At 60.9% G+C, this 21029-nt stretch carries 15 protein-coding genes; 13 read left to right on the forward strand and 2 right to left on the reverse strand.

What is annotated here, in order from left to right; all coding sequences use genetic code 11:
- Window positions 1-6 precede the first annotated feature (6 nt).
- Window positions 7-1977: a dihydrolipoyllysine-residue acetyltransferase gene (gene aceF, locus AC3WWR_RS01705; RefSeq protein WP_492598418.1), complete on the reverse strand. Its 1971-nt coding sequence runs from the start codon at window positions 1975-1977 to the stop codon at window positions 7-9.
- A gap of 11 nt (window positions 1978-1988) precedes the next feature.
- On the reverse strand, window positions 1989-4634 hold the full coding sequence (aceE, locus tag AC3WWR_RS01710) for a pyruvate dehydrogenase (acetyl-transferring), homodimeric type (RefSeq protein WP_020796211.1): 2646 nt from the start codon (window positions 4632-4634) through the stop codon (window positions 1989-1991).
- A 383-nt stretch (window positions 4635-5017) separates the two neighbouring features.
- Here aceE and glnE point away from each other — a divergent pair, with 383 nt between their 5' ends.
- The 13 genes from glnE to AC3WWR_RS01775 all read left to right on the forward strand — a co-directional run bounded on the left by glnE (window position 5018) and on the right by AC3WWR_RS01775 (window position 21024).
- On the forward strand, window positions 5018-7957 hold the full coding sequence (gene glnE / locus AC3WWR_RS01715) for a bifunctional [glutamate--ammonia ligase]-adenylyl-L-tyrosine phosphorylase/[glutamate--ammonia-ligase] adenylyltransferase (protein WP_020796213.1): 2940 nt from the start codon (window positions 5018-5020) through the stop codon (window positions 7955-7957).
- Window positions 7958-8265: 308 nt separating this feature from the next.
- Entirely contained in the window at window positions 8266-9300 is a 1035-nt protein-coding gene (waaF, locus tag AC3WWR_RS01720) for a lipopolysaccharide heptosyltransferase II (RefSeq protein ID WP_020796214.1), read from the forward strand.
- A gap of 1 nt (window position 9301) precedes the next feature.
- Entirely contained in the window at window positions 9302-10363 is a 1062-nt protein-coding gene (gene waaC / locus AC3WWR_RS01725) for a lipopolysaccharide heptosyltransferase I (RefSeq protein ID WP_020796215.1), read from the forward strand.
- Complete coding sequence (locus tag AC3WWR_RS01730; protein ID WP_020796216.1) at window positions 10363-11484, forward strand: glycosyltransferase family 4 protein; 1122 nt, start codon at window positions 10363-10365, stop codon at window positions 11482-11484. The genes waaC and AC3WWR_RS01730 overlap by 1 nt, the downstream gene beginning before the upstream one ends.
- Window positions 11485-12291, forward strand: a complete 807-nt coding sequence (gene rfaP / locus AC3WWR_RS01735) for a lipopolysaccharide core heptose(I) kinase RfaP (protein WP_020796217.1) — start codon at window positions 11485-11487, stop codon at window positions 12289-12291.
- On the forward strand, window positions 12291-13025 hold the full coding sequence (locus tag AC3WWR_RS01740; RefSeq protein WP_020796218.1) for a lipopolysaccharide kinase InaA family protein: 735 nt from the start codon (window positions 12291-12293) through the stop codon (window positions 13023-13025). The genes rfaP and AC3WWR_RS01740 overlap by 1 nt, the downstream gene beginning before the upstream one ends.
- A complete protein-coding gene (locus AC3WWR_RS01745; protein WP_020796219.1) occupies window positions 13022-13774 on the forward strand; it encodes a lipopolysaccharide kinase InaA family protein in 753 nt (250 codons plus the stop codon). The genes AC3WWR_RS01740 and AC3WWR_RS01745 overlap by 4 nt, the downstream gene beginning before the upstream one ends.
- A complete protein-coding gene (locus AC3WWR_RS01750; RefSeq protein ID WP_033039391.1) occupies window positions 13774-15225 on the forward strand; it encodes a lipopolysaccharide kinase InaA family protein in 1452 nt (483 codons plus the stop codon). The genes AC3WWR_RS01745 and AC3WWR_RS01750 overlap by 1 nt, the downstream gene beginning before the upstream one ends.
- A gap of 121 nt (window positions 15226-15346) precedes the next feature.
- Complete coding sequence (locus tag AC3WWR_RS01755) at window positions 15347-15682, forward strand: YceK/YidQ family lipoprotein (RefSeq protein WP_080725275.1); 336 nt, start codon at window positions 15347-15349, stop codon at window positions 15680-15682.
- Window positions 15683-15847: 165 nt separating this feature from the next.
- Complete coding sequence (locus tag AC3WWR_RS01760) at window positions 15848-17605, forward strand: carbamoyltransferase family protein (RefSeq protein WP_020796222.1); 1758 nt, start codon at window positions 15848-15850, stop codon at window positions 17603-17605.
- The gene (locus AC3WWR_RS01765; RefSeq protein WP_020796224.1) at window positions 17589-18719 is read left to right on the forward strand and encodes a glycosyltransferase; all 1131 of its coding nucleotides are present in this window, start codon (window positions 17589-17591) and stop codon (window positions 18717-18719) included. Before AC3WWR_RS01760 ends, AC3WWR_RS01765 begins: the two co-directional genes overlap by 17 nt.
- A complete protein-coding gene (locus AC3WWR_RS01770; RefSeq protein WP_020796225.1) occupies window positions 18719-19615 on the forward strand; it encodes an antimicrobial resistance protein Mig-14 in 897 nt (298 codons plus the stop codon). The genes AC3WWR_RS01765 and AC3WWR_RS01770 overlap by 1 nt, the downstream gene beginning before the upstream one ends.
- An 8-nt stretch (window positions 19616-19623) precedes the next feature.
- Window positions 19624-21024 (forward strand): PIG-L deacetylase family protein, encoded by a 1401-nt coding sequence (locus AC3WWR_RS01775; protein WP_033039393.1) that lies wholly within the window; start codon window positions 19624-19626, stop codon window positions 21022-21024.
- Window positions 21025-21029: the final 5 nt, after the last annotated feature.

Genomic DNA, 21029 nt, shown 5'->3' on the forward strand with positions numbered 1-21029 from the left:
CCGGTGTTACAGCAGGATGGTGCGGATGTCCGCCAGCAGGTCGCTCAGACGCTTGGTGAAGCGTGCAGCAGCGGCGCCGTTGATCACACGGTGATCGTAGGACAACGACAGCGGCAGCATCAGTTTCGGCTGGAAGGCTTTGCCGTCCCAGACTGGCTGGATGGTTGCCTTGGAAACACCGAGGATCGCCACTTCCGGCGCGTTGACGATCGGCGTGAAGCCGGTGCCGCCAATGTGGCCGAGGCTGGAAATGGTGAAGCAGGCGCCTTGCATGTCGTCAGCGGTGAGCTTCTTGTCGCGGGCCTTGGCGGCCAGCGCAGCGGCTTCGGCTGCCAGTTGCAACAGGCTCTTCTGGTCAACGTTCTTGATGACCGGTACGAGCAGGCCTTCAGGGGTGTCGACGGCGAAGCCGATGTTCACATATTTCTTGCGGATGATTGCTTTGCCGCTTGGTGCCAGCGAACTGTTGAAGTCCGGCAGCTCCTTGAGCAGATGCGCGCAGGACTTGAGCAGCAGCGGCAGGATGGTCAGCTTGACGCCGGCCTTCTCTGCAACGGCTTTCTGAGCGATACGGAACGCTTCCAGCTCGGTGATATCAGCCGAATCGAACTGAGTCACGTGCGGGATGTTCAGCCAGCTGCGGTGCAGGCTCGACGCACCGATCTGCATCAGGCGGGTCATCGGCACTTCTTCGATTTCACCGAAGCGGCTGAAGTCCACGACCGGAATCGGCGGGATACCCGCGCCGCCGGTTGCGCCAGCAGCAGCGGCGGCCGGTGCTTCCTTGGCCTTCTGCATCATGGCCTTGACGTATACCTGCACGTCTTCTTTCAGGATGCGACCGTGCGGACCGCTGGCGCCGACAGCGCTCAGCTCGACACCGAATTCACGGGCCAGTTGGCGTACGGCCGGGCCTGCGTGAACCTTGGCGCCAGGCTTGGCTGGAGCAGCAACCGGAGCGGCCGCAGCAGGTGCGGCGGCAGCAGGAGCAGGAGCAGCGGCTGGCGCAGGCGCGCTCGCAGCAGCGGCAGCAGGTGCCGGGGCAGCAGCAGGCGCTGCGCCTTTGACTTTCAGCTTGAGGATCAGGTCGCCGGTACCGACTTCGTCGTCCAGCTTGATGGAAACGCTTTCCACCACACCAGCGGCAGGCGATGGGATTTCCATGCTCGCCTTGTCGGATTCCAGGGTGATCAGCGACTGATCGGCTTCAACCGAGTCACCGGCCTTGACCAGCACTTCGATGATCTTGGCCTTGCCCGCCGAACCGATGTCCGGAACGTGGATGTCCTGAACGCTGTCTGCAACGGGAGCAGCAGGAGCAGCTGCCGGAGCAGGCGCAGCGGCAGGTGCAGGAGCGGCAGCCTGGGCAGGCGCGGCGGCAGGTGCAGCAGCACCGGCCACTTCCAGGTCCAGGATCAGGTCGCCAGTGCCAACTTCGTCATTGAGCTTGACGCTGATGGCCTTGACCACGCCAGCGGCAGGCGACGGGATTTCCATGCTCGCCTTGTCGGATTCCAGGGTGATCAGCGACTGATCAGCCTCGACGGTGTCGCCGACCTTGACCTGGATCTCGATGATCTGGGCCTTGCCCGACGAGCCGATGTCCGGCACGTGCACTTGCTGTACCGAAGCGGCAGCCGGTGCAGCAGCTGGAGCGGCCGGCGCTGGAGCTGCCGCAGGAGCAGGTGCAGCTGCAGCTTTTGCAGCAGGCGCAGGGGCAGCCGCTGGAGCCGCAGCAGCGGCGCCTTCGACTTCCAGCTCCAGCAGTTCGTCGCCCTCTTTCAGGCGATCGCCCAGCTTCACTTTCAGGCTCTTGATGATGCCGGCCTTCGGCGCAGGCACTTCCATGCTCGCCTTGTCCGACTCAAGTGTCAGGATGCTCTGGTCAGCTTCGATGCGGTCGCCGACCTTCACAAACAGTTCAATTACTTCACCTTCACCGCTGCCGATGTCAGGTACGCGAATGAGTTCGCTCACAGAATCTCTCCTCAGCAGTCCAGTGGGTTGAGTTTTTCCGGGTTGATACCGAACTTGGCAATGGCTTCAGCCACAACCTTAGGTTCGATGTCACCACGGTCAGCCAGTGCTTCCAGGGCTGCCAACACCACGAAATGACGGTCGACTTCGAAGAAATGACGCAGTTTCTTGCGGCTGTCGCTGCGGCCAAAACCATCGGTGCCCAGGACTTTGAATTCCTTGGACGGTACCCACTGACGGATCTGCTCGGCGAACAGTTTCATGTAGTCGGTAGAGGCGATGACCGGACCTTTGCGGCCATTCAGGCACTCTTCCACATAGCTCAGCTTAGGCTTCTGGCCAGGGTGCAGACGGTTGGTGCGCTCAACGGCCAGGCCGTCGCGACGCAGTTCGTTGAAGCTGGTAACGCTCCACACGTCGGCGCCGACGTTGAACTCTTCACGCAGGATCTTCGCCGCTTCACGCACTTCACGCAGGATGGTGCCGGAGCCCATCAGTTGAACGTGGTGTGCCGCTTCGCGGTTGTCTTCCTCGAGCAGGTACATGCCCCGCTTGATGCCTTCTTCGGCACCGGCCGGCATGGCTGGCTGCTGGTACGACTCGTTCATCACGGTGATGTAGTAGAAGACGTCCTGTTGCTCTTCGGTCATCTTCTTCATGCCGTCCTGGATGATCACCGCCAGCTCATAGCCGTAGGTTGGATCGTAGGTGCGGCAGTTCGGGATGGTGGCAGCCAGCAGGTGGCTGTGACCGTCTTCGTGTTGCAGGCCTTCACCGTTCAAGGTGGTACGGCCGGCGGTACCGCCGATCAGGAAGCCACGGGTACGGCTGTCGCCAGCGGCCCACGCGAGGTCGCCGATACGCTGGAAGCCAAACATCGAGTAGAAGATGTAGAACGGCAGCATTGGCTGGTTGTGGCTGGAGTACGAAGTACCGGCAGCGATGAAGGAGCTCATGGCGCCCGCTTCGTTGATGCCTTCCTCGAGGATCTGGCCCTTCTTGTCTTCCTTGTAGAACATCACCTGGTCTTTATCGACTGGCTCGTAGAGCTGGCCGACGGACGAGTAGATGCCCAACTGACGGAACATGCCTTCCATACCGAAGGTACGGGCTTCGTCCGGAATGATCGGCACGATGCGTGGGCCGATTTCCTTGTCCTTGACCAGCTGCGCGAGGATGCGCACGAAGGCCATGGTGGTGGAGATTTCACGGTCGCCCGAGCCGTCCAGGATAGCCTTGAGGGTATCGAGTGGTGGAGTCGGCACGCTGAAGCTTTGCGCGCGGCGCTGCGGCACGAAGCCACCCAGTGCGGTACGACGCTCGCTCAGGTAGCGGGCTTCGGCGCTGTTTGGCTCAGGCTTGAAGAACGGCAGGTTCTCCAGTTCTTCGTCCTTGACCGGGATGTCGAAGCGATCGCGGAACAACTTCAGGCTGTCGACATCGACTTTCTTGGTGTTGTGCGCGGTGTTCTTCGCTTCGCCGGCACCGGTGCCATAACCCTTGATGGTCTTGGCCAGGATGACGGTAGGTTGTTCTTTGTGGTTGACCGCTTCGTGGTACGCCGCGTAGACCTTGTACGGGTCGTGGCCGCCACGGTTGAGTTTCCAGATCTCGTCGTCGGACAAGTCTGCAACCATCGCCTTGAGTTCTGGCGAGTTGAAGAAGTGTTCACGTACGAACGCGCCGTCTTTGGCCTTGTAGTTCTGGTACTCGCCGTCGATGACTTCGTCCATGCGACGTTGCAGGATGCCGTCGACGTCCTTGGCCAGCAGTGGGTCCCAGAAACGGCCCCAGATGACTTTGGTCACGTTCCACTGGGCACCGCGGAACACGCCTTCGAGTTCCTGGATGATCTTGCCGTTGCCGCGAACCGGGCCGTCGAGGCGCTGCAGGTTGCAGTTGATGACGAAGATCAGGTTGTCCAGCTTCTCGCGGCCAGCCAGGGAGATCGCGCCCAGGGATTCCGGCTCGTCGCACTCGCCGTCGCCCAGGAAGCACCAGACTTTTTGCTTGCCGGCAGGAATGAAGCCACGGGCTTCCAGGTACTTCATGAAACGCGCCTGGTAGATCGCCTGGATCGGGCCCAGGCCCATGGATACGGTCGGGAACTGCCAGAAGTCAGGCATCAGCCAAGGGTGCGGATAGGACGACAAGCCCTGGCCGTCGACTTCCTGGCGGAAGTTGTTCATCTGGTCTTCGGTGATGCGGCCTTCCATGAACGCGCGGGCGTAGACGCCTGGCGAAGTGTGGCCCTGGAAGTAGATCAGGTCGCCGCCGTGTTCGTCGGTCGGGGCCTGGAAGAAATAGTTGAAGCCGATGTCATACAGGGTCGCGCTGGAAGCGAAGCTGGAGATGTGACCGCCGAGGTCAGAATCTTTCAGGTTCGTACGCATTACCATGGCCATCGCGTTCCAGCGTACCAGCGAGCGAATGCGGCGTTCCATGAACAGGTCGCCAGGCATGCGTGCTTCGTGGGTTACCGGGATGGTGTTGCGGTAAGGCGTGGTGATGGCGTAAGGCAACTGCGAACCGCTGCGGGTCGCGAGTTCACCCATACGGGTCATCAGATAGTGAGCACGGTCTTCGCCTTCTTTGTCGAGAACCGATTCCAGGGCGTCCAGCCATTCCTGGGTTTCGACGGGATCGAGGTCTTGCATGGCTTGCTCCAGGGCGGAAAGGCTACCAGAATCGGTTGCCTGAGTTAGCGACTGGCCTTGTGGGCAGACGTTATGAATTCTTGGATTGCCGATAGGTTGTTCCGGCGGTGTGTAGTTTTACTACAAATCATCCGGCATTTCAGCCTTGCTAATGTATATACGAGTAGTAAAACTACAGATGAGCGGCTTGTGGCCCCCGGCTGCGTTGTGAGAATAATCGTTAAGGTTGGTCTTTTGCCAACCGAAAAAGGTGAAACCTTGATGTTGGCTGCCAATAAAAAAGAATTTTCAGCTATTTCTAACTTTTGTTCGACACTCCTTCAGGTAGTGGGTATGCGAGATTCACTACATGCAGCCTGTTACACGCCGATCAAGGATAGACCATGAGCCTGCCCCCGCTTGTCGACCTGCCCGCTATTCTCTTGCCGTTTGTCACCCGCGCCGAGCAGTCGTTGCGCGATGCTGTCGAGGCATTGGATGACGACCATGGCCTGTCCACATGGACGCCCGAGCGCTGGGCGCAATTTTCCCGGGTAACCGCCGCCAGCGACTTTGTCACCGAGCAATCGGTGCGCGATCCGCTGATGCTGCTGGAACTGGTGCGCTCCGGTGAACTGGACCGTGGCTATGCCCCCGGCGAGTTATGCGCGCAGATCGCTGCAGCCGTAAATGCCGCCGAGACCGATGAACAACTCGGCCGGGCATTGCGCCGCCAACGGGCGCGCCACCAGGTGCGGATCGTCTGGCGTGACCTGACCCGCCAGGCCGATCTGGTCCAGACGTGCCGCGACCTTTCGGACATGGCCGATGCCAGCATCGACCAGGCCTATCAATGGTTGTACGCACGGCATTGCCAGCAGTTCGGCGTGCCCACCGGCCGGCGCAGCGGCGAGCCGCAGCAGATGGTCGTCCTCGGCATGGGCAAGCTGGGCGCGGTCGAACTCAATCTGTCGTCGGACATCGACCTGATCTTTGCCTATCCCGAAGGCGGCGAAACGGTCGGGGTCAAGCGCCCGCTGGACAACCAGGAATTCTTCATCCGTCTTGGCCAGCGCTTGATCAAGGCGCTGGACCCGATGACCGTCGACGGTTTTGTGTTCCGTGTCGACATGCGCTTGCGGCCCTACGGTTCGTCGGGTGCCCTGGTGTTGAGCTTCAACGCGCTGGAGCAGTACTACCAGGACCAGGGCCGCGACTGGGAACGCTACGCGATGATCAAGTCGCGGGTAGTGGCCGGGGATCAAGTGGCCGGTGCGCAACTGCAAGAGATGCTGCGACCGTTCGTGTATCGACGCTACCTGGACTTCTCGGCGATCGAAGCATTGCGCACCATGAAGCAGTTGATCCAGCAGGAAGTGCGGCGCAAGGGCATGGCCGACAACATCAAGCTCGGCTCCGGCGGCATCCGTGAGGTGGAGTTCATTGCCCAGGCCTTTCAGTTGATTCACGGCGGTCGCGACCTGAGTCTGCAACAACGTCCACTATTAAAAGTACTGAGTACGCTGGAAGGTCAGGGTTATCTCCCGCCAGCGGTGATCAGTGAGCTGCGTGAAGGTTACGAGTTCCTGCGTTACACCGAACATGCGATTCAGGCGATTGCCGATCGCCAGACCCAGATGCTGCCGGACAGTGCTCAGGATCAGGCGCGCATTGCCTTCATGTTGGGCTTTGCCGATTGGCCGGCGTTTCATGAGCGCCTGATGTACTGGCGCGGCCGCGTGGCCTGGCACTTCGCTCAGGTGATCGCCGACCCTGACGAGGAGCAGGGCGCCGAAAACGAAGTGGTGGTCGGTGGAGAGTGGTTGCCGCTGTGGGAAGAGGCTCAGGATGAAGAAGCTGCCTGCCGACAGTTGCAGGAAGGCGGTTTCGCCGATGCCACCCAGGCTCTGAAAGCCTTGGCCAGTTTACGCGGCAGCCCGCAATTGCGCGCCATGCAGCGACTGGGGCGTGAGCGCCTCGACGCCTTTATTCCGCGCTTGCTGGCCCAGGCTGTCGAGCATGCCAATCCGGATCTGGTGCTGGAACGGGTGTTGCCACTGGTGGAAGCTGTAGCCCGCCGTTCTGCTTATCTCGTTTTGCTGACCGAAAATCCCGGTGCCCTGCGCCGCTTGCTGACCTTGTGTGCAGCGAGCCCATGGATCGCCGAACAGATCACCCGCTTTCCGCTGTTGCTCGATGAGTTGCTCAACGAAGGCCGGTTGTTCAAGCCGCCGTTGGCACCGGAGCTGGCCGCTGAGTTGCGCGAACGCCTGACCCGGATTCCCGAGGACGACCTCGAGCAGCAGATGGAGGCCTTGCGCCATTTCAAGCTGGCGCACCGCTTGCGGGTCGCCGCTTCGGAAATCGCCGGCAGCCTGCCGTTGATGAAAGTCAGCGATTACCTGACCTGGCTCGCCGAAGCGATACTGGAACAAGTACTGGCCCTGGCCTGGCGGCAAACGGTCGCCAAGTACGGCACGCCGCTACGCACCGATGGCACCTTGTGCGATCCCGGCTTCATCATTGTCGGTTATGGGAAAGTCGGTGGCCTGGAATTGGGGCATGGTTCGGACCTGGACCTGGTGTTCATCCATGATGGCGATCCACAGGCAGAAACCGACGGGCCGAAGTCGATCGATGGCGCGCAGTTTTTCACCCGGCTCGGGCAGCGGATCATTCACTTGCTGACAGCGCAGACCAACTCCGGTCAGCTCTATGAAGTCGACATGCGCCTGCGCCCGTCCGGTGCATCAGGGCTGCTGGTGAGTTCGCTGGGGGCCTTTGCGCGCTACCAGGAAAATGAAGCCTGGACCTGGGAGCATCAGGCGTTGGTCAGGGCGCGGGTATTGGTGGGTAGCGACGACGTCGGCCGGGCATTCGAGCAGGTTCGCGCAGCGATCCTGGGCAAGGCACGCGACTTGCCGACCCTGCGCCAGGAGGTCAGCGAGATGCGCGCCAAGATGCGCGATAACCTGGGCAGCAAGAGTACCGCGGCCGGCACCGGGGCAAATGCCTTCGAAGCCACAGTGCCCTTCGACCTCAAGCAGGACGCCGGAGGTATCGTCGATATTGAATTTATGGTGCAATACGCGGCCCTGGCGTGGTCCGAAACGTACCCGCCATTGCTGCGCTGGACAGACAATATCCGTATTCTGGAAGAATTGGAGAAGGCCGGGCTGATGCCTGTCGAGGACGCCAGTCTGTTGCGTGAAGCTTATAAAGCTTACCGCTCCGCCGCCCACCGGCAGGCCTTGCAGAAGAATGCCGGGGTGATTCCGGGTGACCAGTTCGCGGACGAACGGCGACAGGTCATGCGGATCTGGCGTGAACTGGGGCTAAGCTGAAACGCGGTATTTGCAACACCGAATACCCAAATGTGGGAGCGGGCTTGCTCGCGAAAGCGGAGTGTCAGGCACCATCAATGTTGTATGTGATGGCCCCTTCGCGAGCAAGCCCGCTCCCACAGTAGATCTGCGTAGTTTGGCAGATTGAAGTACACCAAGACCCAATGTAGGAGCGAGCCTGCTCGCGATAGCGGAGTGACAGTCGACAGTAATGTTGAAGGTAATGACCCATCGCAAGCATGCATGCCCCAGCAGTGATTCTCGAGGCGGGGAGGCGTAGGCCTCCCCGGTTCGTTTATGGAAACCACATGAAAATTCTGATCGTTGGGCCCAGTTGGGTCGGTGACATGGTGATGGCGCAGACACTGTTTCAGTGTCTCAAGCAACGCCACCCGCAATGCGAAATCGACGTGCTGGCCCCCGAGTGGAGCCGGCCGATTCTTGAGCGCATGCCCGAAGTTCGCCAGGCCTTGAGCTTCCCGCTCGGCCACGGCGCACTGGAGTTGGCGACGCGTCGGCGCATCGGCAAATCCCTGGCCGGCCAGTACGACCAGGCGATCCTGTTGCCCAATTCCCTGAAGTCGGCACTGGTGCCGTTCTTCGCCGGCATCCCCAAGCGTACCGGCTGGCGTGGTGAGTTCCGCTACGGCCTGCTCAACGACGTACGCACGCTGGATAAAGAGCGTTACCCGTTGATGATCGAGCGCTTCATGGCCCTGGCCTACGAGCCAGGCCTTGAGCTGCCCAAGCCTTACCCGCGCCCGAGCCTGCGGATCGACCCGGTGACTCGCGAGGCGGCATTGGCCAAGTTTGGCCTGACCCTCGACCGCCCGGTGTTGGCGCTGTGCCCCGGTGCCGAGTTCGGCGAGTCCAAGCGTTGGCCGTCCGAGCATTACGCCAAGGTGGCCGAAGCGAAGATTCGCGAGGGCTGGCAAGTCTGGCTGTTCGGTTCGAAAAACGATCACGCCGTGGGTGAAGACATCCGTTCGCGGTTGATTCCCGGCTTGCGTGAAGAGTCGGTGAACCTCAGTGGCGGCACCTCGTTGGCCGAGGCCATCGATTTGCTGTCCTGCGCCGATTCGGTGGTGTCCAACGACTCTGGCCTGATGCACGTTGCCGCCGCGCTGAACCGCCCGCTGGTGGCAGTCTATGGCTCGACGTCACCGGGCTTCACGCCACCCTTGGCCGAACATGTCGAGATCGTGCGCCTGGGCATCGAATGCAGCCCATGCTTCGACCGCACCTGCCGTTTCGGCCATTACAACTGCCTGCGCCAACTGATGCCGCAGGCGGTGAACGAAGCCTTGCAGCGTTTGCAGGGCACTGTGGTCGAGGTCAAATAGTTTGCGGGTATTGCTGATCAAGACTTCATCGCTGGGCGACGTGATTCATGCGCTGCCGGCGCTGACCGACGCCTCGCGGGCCATCCCCGGCATCACCTTCGACTGGGTGGTGGAAGAAGGTTTCGCCGAAATTCCGACCTGGCACCCGGCGGTGGGCAAGGTGATTCCGGTGGCGATCCGTCGCTGGCGCAAGAACCTCTGGCAGACCATCAAGAGTGGCGAGTGGAAGCGCTTCAAGCAGAGCCTTCGCGCCACGAAATACGATCTGGTCATCGATGCCCAGGGCCTGCTCAAAAGCGCTCTGCTGACCCGGTATGTGAAAGCCCCGGTGGCCGGCCTCGATAAAGGTTCGGCGCGCGAACCCGTCGCCGCGCGTTTCTATAACCGGCGGCTGGCGGTTGCCCGCGGTCAGCATGCGGTAGAGCGGGTGCGTCAGTTGTTCGCCATCGCCCTGGGTTATGACTTGCCCAAGGGGCTGGGTGACTACGGCCTGAGTGTCGAGCGCCTGGTGGAATTGCCGCGCAAGAACCCCTATGTGGTGTTCCTGCATGGCACCACTTGGGACACCAAGCACTGGCCCGAAGCCTACTGGCGCGAGCTGACCGAACGGGTCGGTTACCTTGGTGTGGGCGTGAAACTTCCCTGGGGCAACGGCGCGGAAAAGGCCCGTGCCGAGCGTATCGCTGCCGGCTTCAAGCACGCCGAGGTTTTGCCCAAGCTGAATCTGGCCGGGGTCGGCAAGGTGCTGGCCGGCGCGCAAGCCTGCGTGGCGGTGGACACTGGCCTCGGTCATCTGGCCGCAGCCCTTGATGTGCCAACGCTGTCGCTGTTCGGCCCGACCAATCCGGGCCTGACCGGGGCCTACGGCAAGTCGCAGATTCACATGGCCAGCGATTTCCCCTGCGCACCGTGTTTGCAAAAAAAATGCACTTATCAACCGACGGCCGAAGATGCCAATCGGTTTGACCTGAAACGCGAGTGGCCATTGTGCTTCACGCGTCTGAATCCCGAGCGTGTCGCGAGCCGACTGAGCACGTTGTTACTGGCTGAGGAGCTGCGCTGATGCAATTGGCATTTGTCCTGTACAAGTACTTTCCCTTTGGTGGCCTGCAGCGAGATTTCATGCGCATCGCCCTGGAGTGCCAGAAGCGCGGGCACCAGATTCGCGTCTATACGCTGATCTGGGAAGGCGAGGTGCCACCGGGTTTCGAGGTACTCGTGGCGCCGGTCAAGGCATTCTTCAACCATCGGCGCAACGAAAAGCTCAGCGAGTGGATGGAAGCGGACCTGGCCAAGCGTCCGGTGGACCGTTTGATCGGCTTCAACAAGATGCCGGGTTTGGACGTCTACTACGCCGCTGACGGCTGTTTCGAAGACAAGGCGCAAAACCTGCGCAATTCGCTGTATCGGCGCTGGGGCCGCTACCGCCATTTCGCCGAGTACGAGCGCGCGGTGTTCGCCAAGGACGCCAAGACTGAAGTGTTGATGATTTCCGAGGTCCAGCAACCGCTATTCATCAAGCATTACGGCACGCCACTGGAGCGCTTCCACCTGCTGCCGCCGGGTATTGCCCAGGATCGTCGCCGGCCGGCGGATGCGGACGAAATTCGCGCCGGGTTCCGCGCTGAATTCAATCTGAAGGACGATGACTTGCTGCTGGTCCAGATCGGCTCCGGGTTCAAGACCAAGGGCGTGGATCGCAGTCTCAAGGCCCTGGCCGGGTTGCCCGCTGATCTGAAGAAGCGCACCCGGCTGTTTGTAATTGGCCAGGACGACCCCAAGATATTCCAGATGCAGAGCGCCACGCTGGGGCTCGGCGACAACGTGACGTTCCTCAAGGGTCGCAGCGATATACCGCGTTTCCTGTTGGGCGCCGATCTGTTGATCCACCCGGCCTACAACGAAAACACCGGCACCGTGCTGCTCGAAGCGCTGGTGGCTGGGTTGCCGGTGCTGGTCAGTGCGGTATGCGGGTACGCCCATTACATCGCCGAGGCCGACGCCGGCCTGGTGCTGGACGAGCCGTTCGATCAAGCCCAGCTGACCCAGTACCTGACCGGTATGCTGAACGACGCTCAAGCAAGGGCGGCCTGGAGCCGCAACGGTTTGGCCTTCGCCGAGACGGCCGACCTCTACAGCATGCCGCAGCACGCGGCCGATGTGATTCTGGCGGAGCACGCTTAAATGAAGTTGATGCTGGCTGAACCGTTCAAGAGCCTCTGGGCCGGACGCGATCCGTTCGCCGAAGTCGAGGGCTTGCAGGGCGAGGTATACCGGGAGCTTGAGGCTCGCCGCACGCTGCGTACCGAAGTGAACGGCAACGGGTTTTTCGTGAAAATCCACCGTGGCATCGGCTGGGGCGAGATCTTCAAGAACCTGCTCACTGCCAAGTTGCCGGTGCTGGGGGCTGGCCAGGAGTGGAAGGCCATCCAACGCCTGCAGGAAGTCGGCGTGCCGACCATGACCGCCGTCGCTTATGGCGAGAAGGGCAGCAACCCGGCGGACCAGCATTCGTTCATCGTCACCGAAGAGCTGGCGCCGACTGTCAGTCTCGAAGATTACAGCATCAACTGGATCAAGCAGCCGCCCGAGCCAAAACTCAAGCGTGCGCTGATTGCCGAAGTGGCGCGCATGACCGGCATGATGCACCGTGCCGGGGTAAACCACCGTGACTGTTACATCTGCCACTTCCTGTTGCACACCGACAAGCCGGTGACCGCGGACGATTTCAAACTCTCGGTGATCGACCTGCACCGCGCCCAGACCCGTCCGACGATCACCGCGCGCTGGCGTAACAAGGATCTGGCGGCGCTGTATTTTTCCGCGCTGGATATCGGCCTGACCCGACGCGACAAGCTGCGTTTTCTCAAGGGCTATTTCCAGCAGCCGCTGCGCCAGGTCTTGAGCGAAGAAGCCGGGCTGCTGAGCTGGCTCGAAGGCAAGGCCAACAAGCTTTACGAGCGTAAACAGCGATACGGGGACGCGCTCTGATGGCGGGCTGGAGGCTTGAGCCTGCTTACAACGATCTGGCAGAAGACTTCGGCAGCCTTGATGCCGTGTTTGCGCTGCAAGGTGAGCGCCTGACCCGCGATCCGTTGTCGGAGGTCATTCGCGTCCAGCGCAATGGCGTCAACTATTACGTCAAACGCTACGTGGGGGCGGGCAAGGGCTTGCGGCGCTACCTGGGTAAGCCACGGGTGAAAATGGAGTGGCAGAACCTCAAGCGTTTCGCCAAGTGGGGCATCCCCACCGCCGAGGTAGTGGCCTGGGGCCTGGAGCGGCGTGGTGCGGCCTACGATCGTGGGGCGATGATCACTCGCGAACTGCCACATACAGAAGACCTGTCGGCGCTGGCCGAGCGGCACGATGCGAAACTGGCGGACCGCGCCTGGGTCGACAGCATCAGCCGACAACTGGCCAGCTACACCCGCACAATGCACGAACATCACTTTACCCATAACGATTTGAAGTGGCGCAACCTGCTGGTCGACGATCAGGCCCGCCTGTTCCTGATCGACTGCCCCAACGGTGATTTCTGGAGCGGTTTCTGGCTCAAATACCGAATCACCAAGGACTTGGCCTGCCTGGACAAGGTCGCCAAGTATCAACTGTCGGCTACCCAGCGCCTGCGCTTTTACCTGCAATACCGCCAGTGCAGCCGGCTCAATGCCGCCGATAAAAAGCGCATCCGGCATGTGGTGAGATTTTTCGAGGGACGCGAATGACTGATTTCCTGGCCGCTGAAGACCGTGCGCTGCTTGAGCGCCACGGCCTCGGTACTTTCGATGCGCTCTGGGCCCGGCAGCTCGATGCCGTGGACGAACCCAACACCTTGCGTGGAGGCTGGAGCAGCGTGTTTCGACTGGATCTGGAGGGTCAGGGTTTCTACCTCAAGCGTCAGAGCAACTACCAGATGCATACCTTGCACGCGCCCTTTGGCGAGCCGAGTTTTGCCAGGGAGTTTCGTAACATCAGCCGCTACGAAAAGCTCGGCATTCCAGCGCTGAAAGCGGCGTTTTTCGGTGAGCGCAAGGTCGACGGCGAAGTCCGGGCGATTCTCCTCACTCGCGCCCTGGACGGCTGGGATGACCTGGATTCGCTGCTGCAGCGCTGGTCGGACCTCGGCGAGGCGCAACATGTGGCGATACTTCAAGCCTGCGGAAAACTGGCGCGGCACCTGCACGGCAAGCGTCAGGTGCATGGCTGTTTTTACCCCAAGCATATTTTCCTGTGCGCCACCGGTGACGGCTATCAGGCGCAACTGATCGATCTGGAAAAGACTCGGCCACTGCTGTTCGGCCAGCGGGATCGGGTCAAGGACCTGGAGCCGCTGTTACGTCGGGCGCCGGAATGGAGCGAGGCGCAGCTGCGCATTCTGCTGGCCGCCTATCTGGATCAATCTCAGGACAGCACGCTGATCGATAGCTGGCTGGCGCGCCTGACCGCGCGACGTAGCCATAAGGAGAAGCGCTGATGCATTTGTCCGAGCTGAAAAACGCTGGCCGTCAGCCGAGCCTGCCCATCAGTCTTTCACTGGCCGATGCTGCCGGGCCGGCGCAGTTGCAGTTGCTGACCCTGTTGCGGGTATTGCCTGGACAGCGTTATGTCGGTGCCGGTGTCTGGCGCGGTCGGCCAGTGCTGGCCAAGTTGCTGGTTGGCAACAAGGCAGCACGGAATTTCCAGCGCGAGTTGGACGGCGTGCGATTGCTCTCCGCCCAAGGCCTGACCACGCCACTCCTGTTGGCTGATGGCCTGAAGGATGGCGAGGGTGGCTGGCTGCTGTTTGAGTTCCTTGAGGGTGCCCAGAGCCTGGGCGATGCCTGGCAGCAGGTGGAAGGCCTGCCGGTGCTGGCCGACGAGCAGTCAACCGTGCTGGCGCAAGCCTTGGGTGCGATCGGCCAGATGCATCGCAAAGGTTTGTGGCAGGAAGACCTGCATCTGGACAACCTGTTGCGCCAGGGCAATCGACTGTATTTGATCGATGGCGCCGGGATCTGCAGCGAAACGGCGGGCCAGCCACTCTCGCGCCAGAAGGTCCTGGAAAACCTCGGGGTGTTTTTCGCCCAGTTGCCCAAGTCGCTGGAGCCGTTCACCGAAGAATTGCTGGTGTACTACCTGCTGAGCAACGGCGAGCATGCCCTACCCATGGAGGCGCTGCAAAAACAGGTCGACAAGGTTCGCAGCTGGCGCCTGAAGGACTTCCTGATCAAGACCGGTCGCGAATGCACGCTGTTCAGCGTCCAGCGCGGTGCGTTCGGCTTGCGGGCGATCCGTCGCGAGGAAGAGGCGGCAATGCTACCGGTATTGGCCCAGGCTGATGCCTTGCTGGATCAGGGGCATCTGTACAAGACCGGCGGCGCGGCGAGCGTCGGCAAGGTTGAGGTGGACGGACGTACGCTGGTGATCAAGCGCTACAACATCAAGGGTTTCGCCCACTGGCTCAAGCGCTTCTGGCGCCCGAGCCGTGCCTGGCACTCCTGGCGCGAGGGCAATCGCCTGGCATTCCTCGGCATCGCCACGCCCAAGCCGCTGGCGGTGCAGGAAAAGCGTTTTCTCGGGTTGCGCGGTCGTGCCTATCTGATCACCGAGCATCTGCCGGGGCCAGACATCATCGAGCGATTCGCGCCGTACATTGATAGCGGCGATGCTCCTGAGACCGAGTTGCTGGCGCTGGATCACCTGTTCGCCGAACTGATTCGCGAGCGCATCAGCCACGGCGACTTCAAGGGCCACAATCTGTTCTGGCAGCAGGATCGTTGGGCGCTGATCGATCTGGATTCGATGTGCCAGCATGGCTCGCTCGCCAGCTTCGCGCCGGCGTATGCTCGGGATCGGGCGCGGTTCATGCGTAATTGGCCCGAGAATAGCGCGCTCTATCAGGTCATCGATCAGCGTCTACCCAAGGACGTCTCTGGCGCTGCCTGAACCCCTTCGAGAGATTAGCGGACAAGTTCCTGCGAACGGTCCTACATGATTTTGAGAAGCCATGAACTGTGGCCTGAATGACCGCGATGCTAGTTTGCCTGACGCTTACGGAGGGCAAGCTTTGACGATCAAGACGCTAGTTGTATCAGGTTTCATTTCACTGGCTTTGACAGGGTGCGGGACGGTCGCAACGGTGTTTCAGGACGATGCCGACGCGGCCCACGGGCTTCGACGGCAAAAAACCTATTGTCAGTCCATTCCTCGGGTGTACAGCGGCCTGGCCTACGATTTTTGTGTGCTGAATGCGCCGCCTGATCCAACGGGTATCTACGTCCCGCTCGTTTTGGTGGACCTGGTATTGACTGGCGTGCTGGATACCGTTGTCTTGCCGTATACGATTTACCGGCAGGGCACGGATGGCAATATCAGCATTTACTGGCGGCCAGCACCCGAATAACCAACGGCACGGTCAACCCCGCTATCGCTTGCAGCTTGCCGCTAGAGGCTTGAAGCTGCTTTTAAGCTATAATCCCGCCCTTTAGCTGTCTCTCGCCCGTTGCGAGGGCACATTAATTTTTGAGGCGCATTGCGCCTGCACGCAGACTAAAGAGGCTAGACCCCTGTGGCATTGACGATTCTTGGCCTGTCCGGCGCCCTTAGCCATGATCCTTCCGCAGCCCTGTACATCGACGGCAAGCTGGTCGCGGCGGCGGAAGAAGAGCGCTTCGTACGCGATAAACATGCAAAGAACCGCATGCCCTACGAGTCGGCGAAGTTCTGCCTGGAACAGGCCGGCATCAAGCCTTCCGACGTTGACGTGGTAGCGATTCCGTTCGCACCGATCAGCCTGTTCGGCAAGGCGCGGTGGCAGTACGCCAAGCGATACTGGTACGCCCCGGACCGCGCACTCGACGCGATCCTGATGGGTAACCGTCGCTACAAGCGCTATCGCAACAAGATCGTCTGGTGCCTGGAGCAACTGGGTTTTGATCCGAAGAAGATCAAGATCGAGCCGGTTGAACACCACCTGGCCCACGCCTCCAGCGCCTATCACTGTTCCGGTTTCAAAGAGAAAACCGCGATCCTGGGCATCGACGGCAAGGGCGAGTACGCCACGACCTTCTTCGGATATGGCGAAAACGGCAAGATCCACAAGATCAAGGAATTTTTCGATCCGGACTCTCTCGGCGGCCTGTATGGCGCGATCACCGAGTTCCTCGGTTTCGACATGCTTGACGGTGAGTTCAAGGTCATGGGCATGGCGCCGTACGGCGACGCCAGCAAATATGATTTCTCGCGCCTGGCTTCGTTCGAAAACGGTGAGCTGGTCATCAACACCGACTACGCCAACGTTATCGGGCTGCGTCGTTACAAAGAGAAGGGCAAGGGTTACTACTTCTCGCCGAAGCTGATCGAGTGGCTGGGTCCAAAGCGCGAAGGCGACATCGCCGACGAGCCTTACATTCACTATGCCGCCAGCATTCAAGCGCTGTTTGAAAAAATTGCCTTGCAGATGATCGACCATTACCTGGGCGACGTGCTCAAGGAAACCGGCAAGCTGGCCTACGCCGGTGGTTGTGCGCTGAACGTCAAGCTCAACCAGAAAATCATCGCTCGCGACGACGTCAAGGAGTTGTTCGTGCAGCCGGCGTCCGGCGACGCCGGTACTGCGGTGGGCGCGGCAGCGTATGTGTCCCATGCCCGTGGCGTACCGGTCGAGAAGATGGAACACGTTTACCTCGGTCCGTCGTACAGCAACGAAGACGTGATCGCGGCCTGTGCTCGTCACGAGAACAAGCCAACGTGGCGCAAGCTCGACAACATGCCCGAGCAGATCGCCAAGATCATGGTCGACGGCAACCCGGTGGCCTGGTTCCAGGGCCGCATGGAGTTCGGTCCGCGTGCACTGGGCGGTCGTTCGATCATCGGTTGCCCGAGCGTGGCCGGCGTGGCCGACCGCATCAACCACCAGATCAAGTTCCGCGAGCGCTGGAGGCCTTTCTGCCCGTCGATGCTCGACACCGTCGCACCGCAGATGATCAAGATCGATCACCCGGCGCCGTTCATGACCTTCACTTTCGAAGTGGCTGAAGAATGGAAAACCCGCGTGCCGGAAGTCGTTCACGAAGACGGCACGTCCCGGGCCCAGGTGCTCAAGCGTGAATACAACCCACGCTACTACGACATGATGAAGGCACTGGAAAACCTGACGGGTAACGGCGTGTCGCTGAACACCTCGCTCAACCGTCGTGGCGAACCGATGATCTGCTCGCCGACGGACGCCTTGAACATGTTCTTCGGTTCGGATCTACAGTATCTGATCATGGAAGACATCCTGGTGGTCAAAGAGGGCGCGGACACCTATGACACGCTCGGCTGAACGCCATGTGCTGCAGTTTTGTCACGGCTATGACGGGCCGTTCCTGGACTGCGCCCGGCAGTACGCCAGCCTGTTCGCGGGCACCGGCTATCGCGTGACCACGGTGTTTCTGACCGGGGTCGCTGACGCCGAGGTGGCCGCGGGTTGCGCCTCGGATGAAGTGTTGTTCATGGAGTACAGCTCCAAGGCCATTCGTGGCCTGAAGCTGGGCGCCATTGGCGATCTGCGCAAGATCGCCGCTTCGCGCAATTTCAGTTTCTGCATCGCCCATCGCTTCAAGCCGATCTACATCGCCTTGCTCGGCACCTCGTTGCCGGTGATTGGCGTGCACCATGCGTTTGACGATTACAAGCGCGGCACACGCAAGCTTTTCGCGCATATTTTCCGCAAGCGCCTGAGCCTGCTCGGGGTGTCCGATGCCGTGCGTGACGACATGCGCCAATGCCTGCCGAAGTGGCCGGCGGCAAGGATCCAGACGCTCTATAACCGGATCGATGTACCGGCTTTGCAGGCTAGCCAGGTGTCGGCTCGCGAGGCGCGCGAGACCCTCGGCCTGTCTGCGGATGCCTGGATCGTCGGCAACGTCGGTCGTCTGCACCCGGACAAGGATCAAGCCACGTTGCTGGAAGGTTTTGCCAAGGCGCTCCCCGGGTTGCCGGCCAACAGCCAACTGGTCATTTTGGGTAGCGGTCGTCTGGAACAGGATTTGAAGGCCCAGGCTCTCGAGTTGGGGATTGGCAACCGGGTGCTGTTCCTTGGTCAGGTCCCTGAGGCCCGGCGGTATTTCAGCGCTTTCGATGTGTTTGCCCTCAGTTCCGATCATGAACCATTCGGCATGGTGCTGCTCGAAGCCATGGCGGCGGGCGTGCCATTGCTCGCAACGGCCTGTGGCGGAGCCAAGGAAGTGGTCGAAGGCGTTGGTATTCTGTTTCCCTTGGGCGATGCCGAGCACTTGGCTCAAGGCCTGCAACATCTGGCCGCAATGGACGAGCAGCAACGTCGCCAGTGCGCCGAATTGATGCTTGAGCGCCTGCGTGAACGCTTCTCCGACCGCGCGGTGCGCGATGCTTTCTGGCACTTGCCGCACGTTACCGAACTGGCACAGAGGGGCTGATGCTCAACCGATTTCAAGGCTGGCGCGAACGCGGCTGGTCGCTATCCGATGCCTCGACTTATGCCGAGGCCTGGCAGCGTTATGGCGGCAGCGTCGCCACTCACCCGCTGGTGGTCGAGCGCCTGGCGCGGCTCGCCGACATCCCAGTGCGATACCTGGCGTGGGAGCAAGGCGGCGAAATCAAGGCGGCGATTCCGACCTGGGGGCGCGACCTTGCCTTGTCCAAGGACGTGCTCAAGCGTCACGGCAAGAAGGGCTTGTTCGACCTCGGCAATGCCGAAATCATCCTGCCGGCTGCCACCGATGCCCAGGCACCTTTGCGCCATCGTGGCCGCTACTTGTCGGCGCTCAACGAAAACCGTTTCACCGGTATCAGGCTGCAGGCCGAACAACTGGCCATGGCGCGCACGCCCGAAGAGTTGTCGAAGAAATTTCGCTACAACCAGCGTCGCGAACTCAGGTTGCTGGAGGAAGCGGGTGGCGTCGTGCGAGCGGTTTCCGAGTTTTCCAGCCAGGAGCTGGGCGCGATCTATTGTGATTTGTTCCTGCGTCGCTGGGGTTTCCCGGCAACCGGTGCCGAACGCATGGCCGAGGTCATCGAGTTGTTGCGCGAGTTTCTGATCGGTTCGGTGATCTTCCTCAATGATGCCGCCATCGCCATTCAACTGGTTTATCGCGTTGAGACGCCGCAATGGATCAGCGTTGAATACATCAATGGCGGTGTCGATCCCGAAACCCGCGAGTTCAGTCCCGGTAGCGTACTGAGTTTTCTCAACACCCAAAGCGCCTGGGAGCACGCCAGGGCACTGGACAAGCCCCTGCGCTTTTCCTTTGGCCGTGCCGACCGGGAATACAAGGATCGCTGGTGCAACCCTGTGCCGGTCTACACCGTATGAGTCAAGCCATGACCCGCAAACAGCAATTGCTCAAGCGCCATCGGCGCAATAAACGCATCGGTCTGCTGGTGGCGCTGGTGCTGTTGATCCTGTCCGGCATCCTGGTGGTGTGGTGGTTGCCACTGGTGCTTGCGCTGGTGGGCTGGGTGGCCCACGAAGCCTGGTTTGCCGATCACCTGTTCTATAGCGCCAAAGACGACTATCAGTACACCTTTACGCCCTACACCCCGCAGCCCAAGGTTCACCTGAACGGGGAGCACCTGCGCCTGGATGAGGGCGTCATGCTGGTCGACGACGCGACGCTGGTGCTGGCCCTCAAGGTAAAAAGCACGTGGCTGGGACGTTTCTTCGATCCAGTGGTCGAGTTGACGGGGGGCGACAGCCCTGACCGGCAGACCTTCGAACGGGGAGTGGACGGCCTGCGTTACCTCAACCTCAGCGGCCAGGCCCAGGTGCTGTCGCGCGGTGAGTTGCGCCTGCGTGGGAGATTCTGCCGGCTACAGGGTGAGCCTGTGTTGTGGGCTTTTGAACATCCGGACTTTCGCCGTCAACGGGTGATGGTCATCGCCCCGCATGCCGATGATGCCGAGCTCGCGGCTTACGGTTTGTACAGTCAGGCAGATGAAGCCTGGATCGTGACGCTCACCGCCGGTGAAATCGAAGCCGAACATTATCAACGCATGGGCATGAACAAGGTCGAGGCGGCGCGCCTGAAAGGCCGTTTGCGTGCCTGGGACAGTATTGCCGTGCCGCGCTGGGCGGGAGTGCCGTCAGACCATTGCGTGCAGTTGGGCTATTTCTGCTTGCAACTGGAAGCCATGCAGGCATCGCCCGCCAAGCCGATAGGCTCGCGGGAAGCGGATTTGCACGACACCCGGGTATTTCGCCAATTGAACCCGTTTGGCCTGCCGGGCGATGTCGATGGCGCGCCAACCTGGAACAACCTGCTGGCAGATCTGCAAGCCCTGCTGCTGCGTGCCCGGCCTGAGGTAATCGTATTGCCGCACCCGACCCTTGATCCCCATCCCGATCATTTTTGTGCGCAGGCAGCAGTGCTCGAAGCGCTAAAGGGGCTTGATTGGCAACCGACGCTGTTGGGCTATGCCAATCACCTTCATGACAACGATCGCTGGCCGATGGGTGACACCGGCACCGCTATTGCCCTTCCTCCCGTGTTCGATCTTGGTCAGCAGATGCATCCCTACTGCCTGCAGCTTTCCCTGGCTCAGCAGCGTGACAAGGCAATGGCATTGGCGATGATGCACGACCTGCAACCGCCGCCGCCATTCAAGCGTCGCTTGCGGCGTGGGTTGCAGCGGTTTCTGGCGGGCCGGGCCGGTTCGCGTTACGGCGAAAATGAATTTTTTCGCAAGGCTGTGCGACGCCAGGAACTGTTTTGGCGTTTATAAGGTGT

This window comes from Pseudomonas sp. EB271-G4-1, assembly GCF_058791355.1.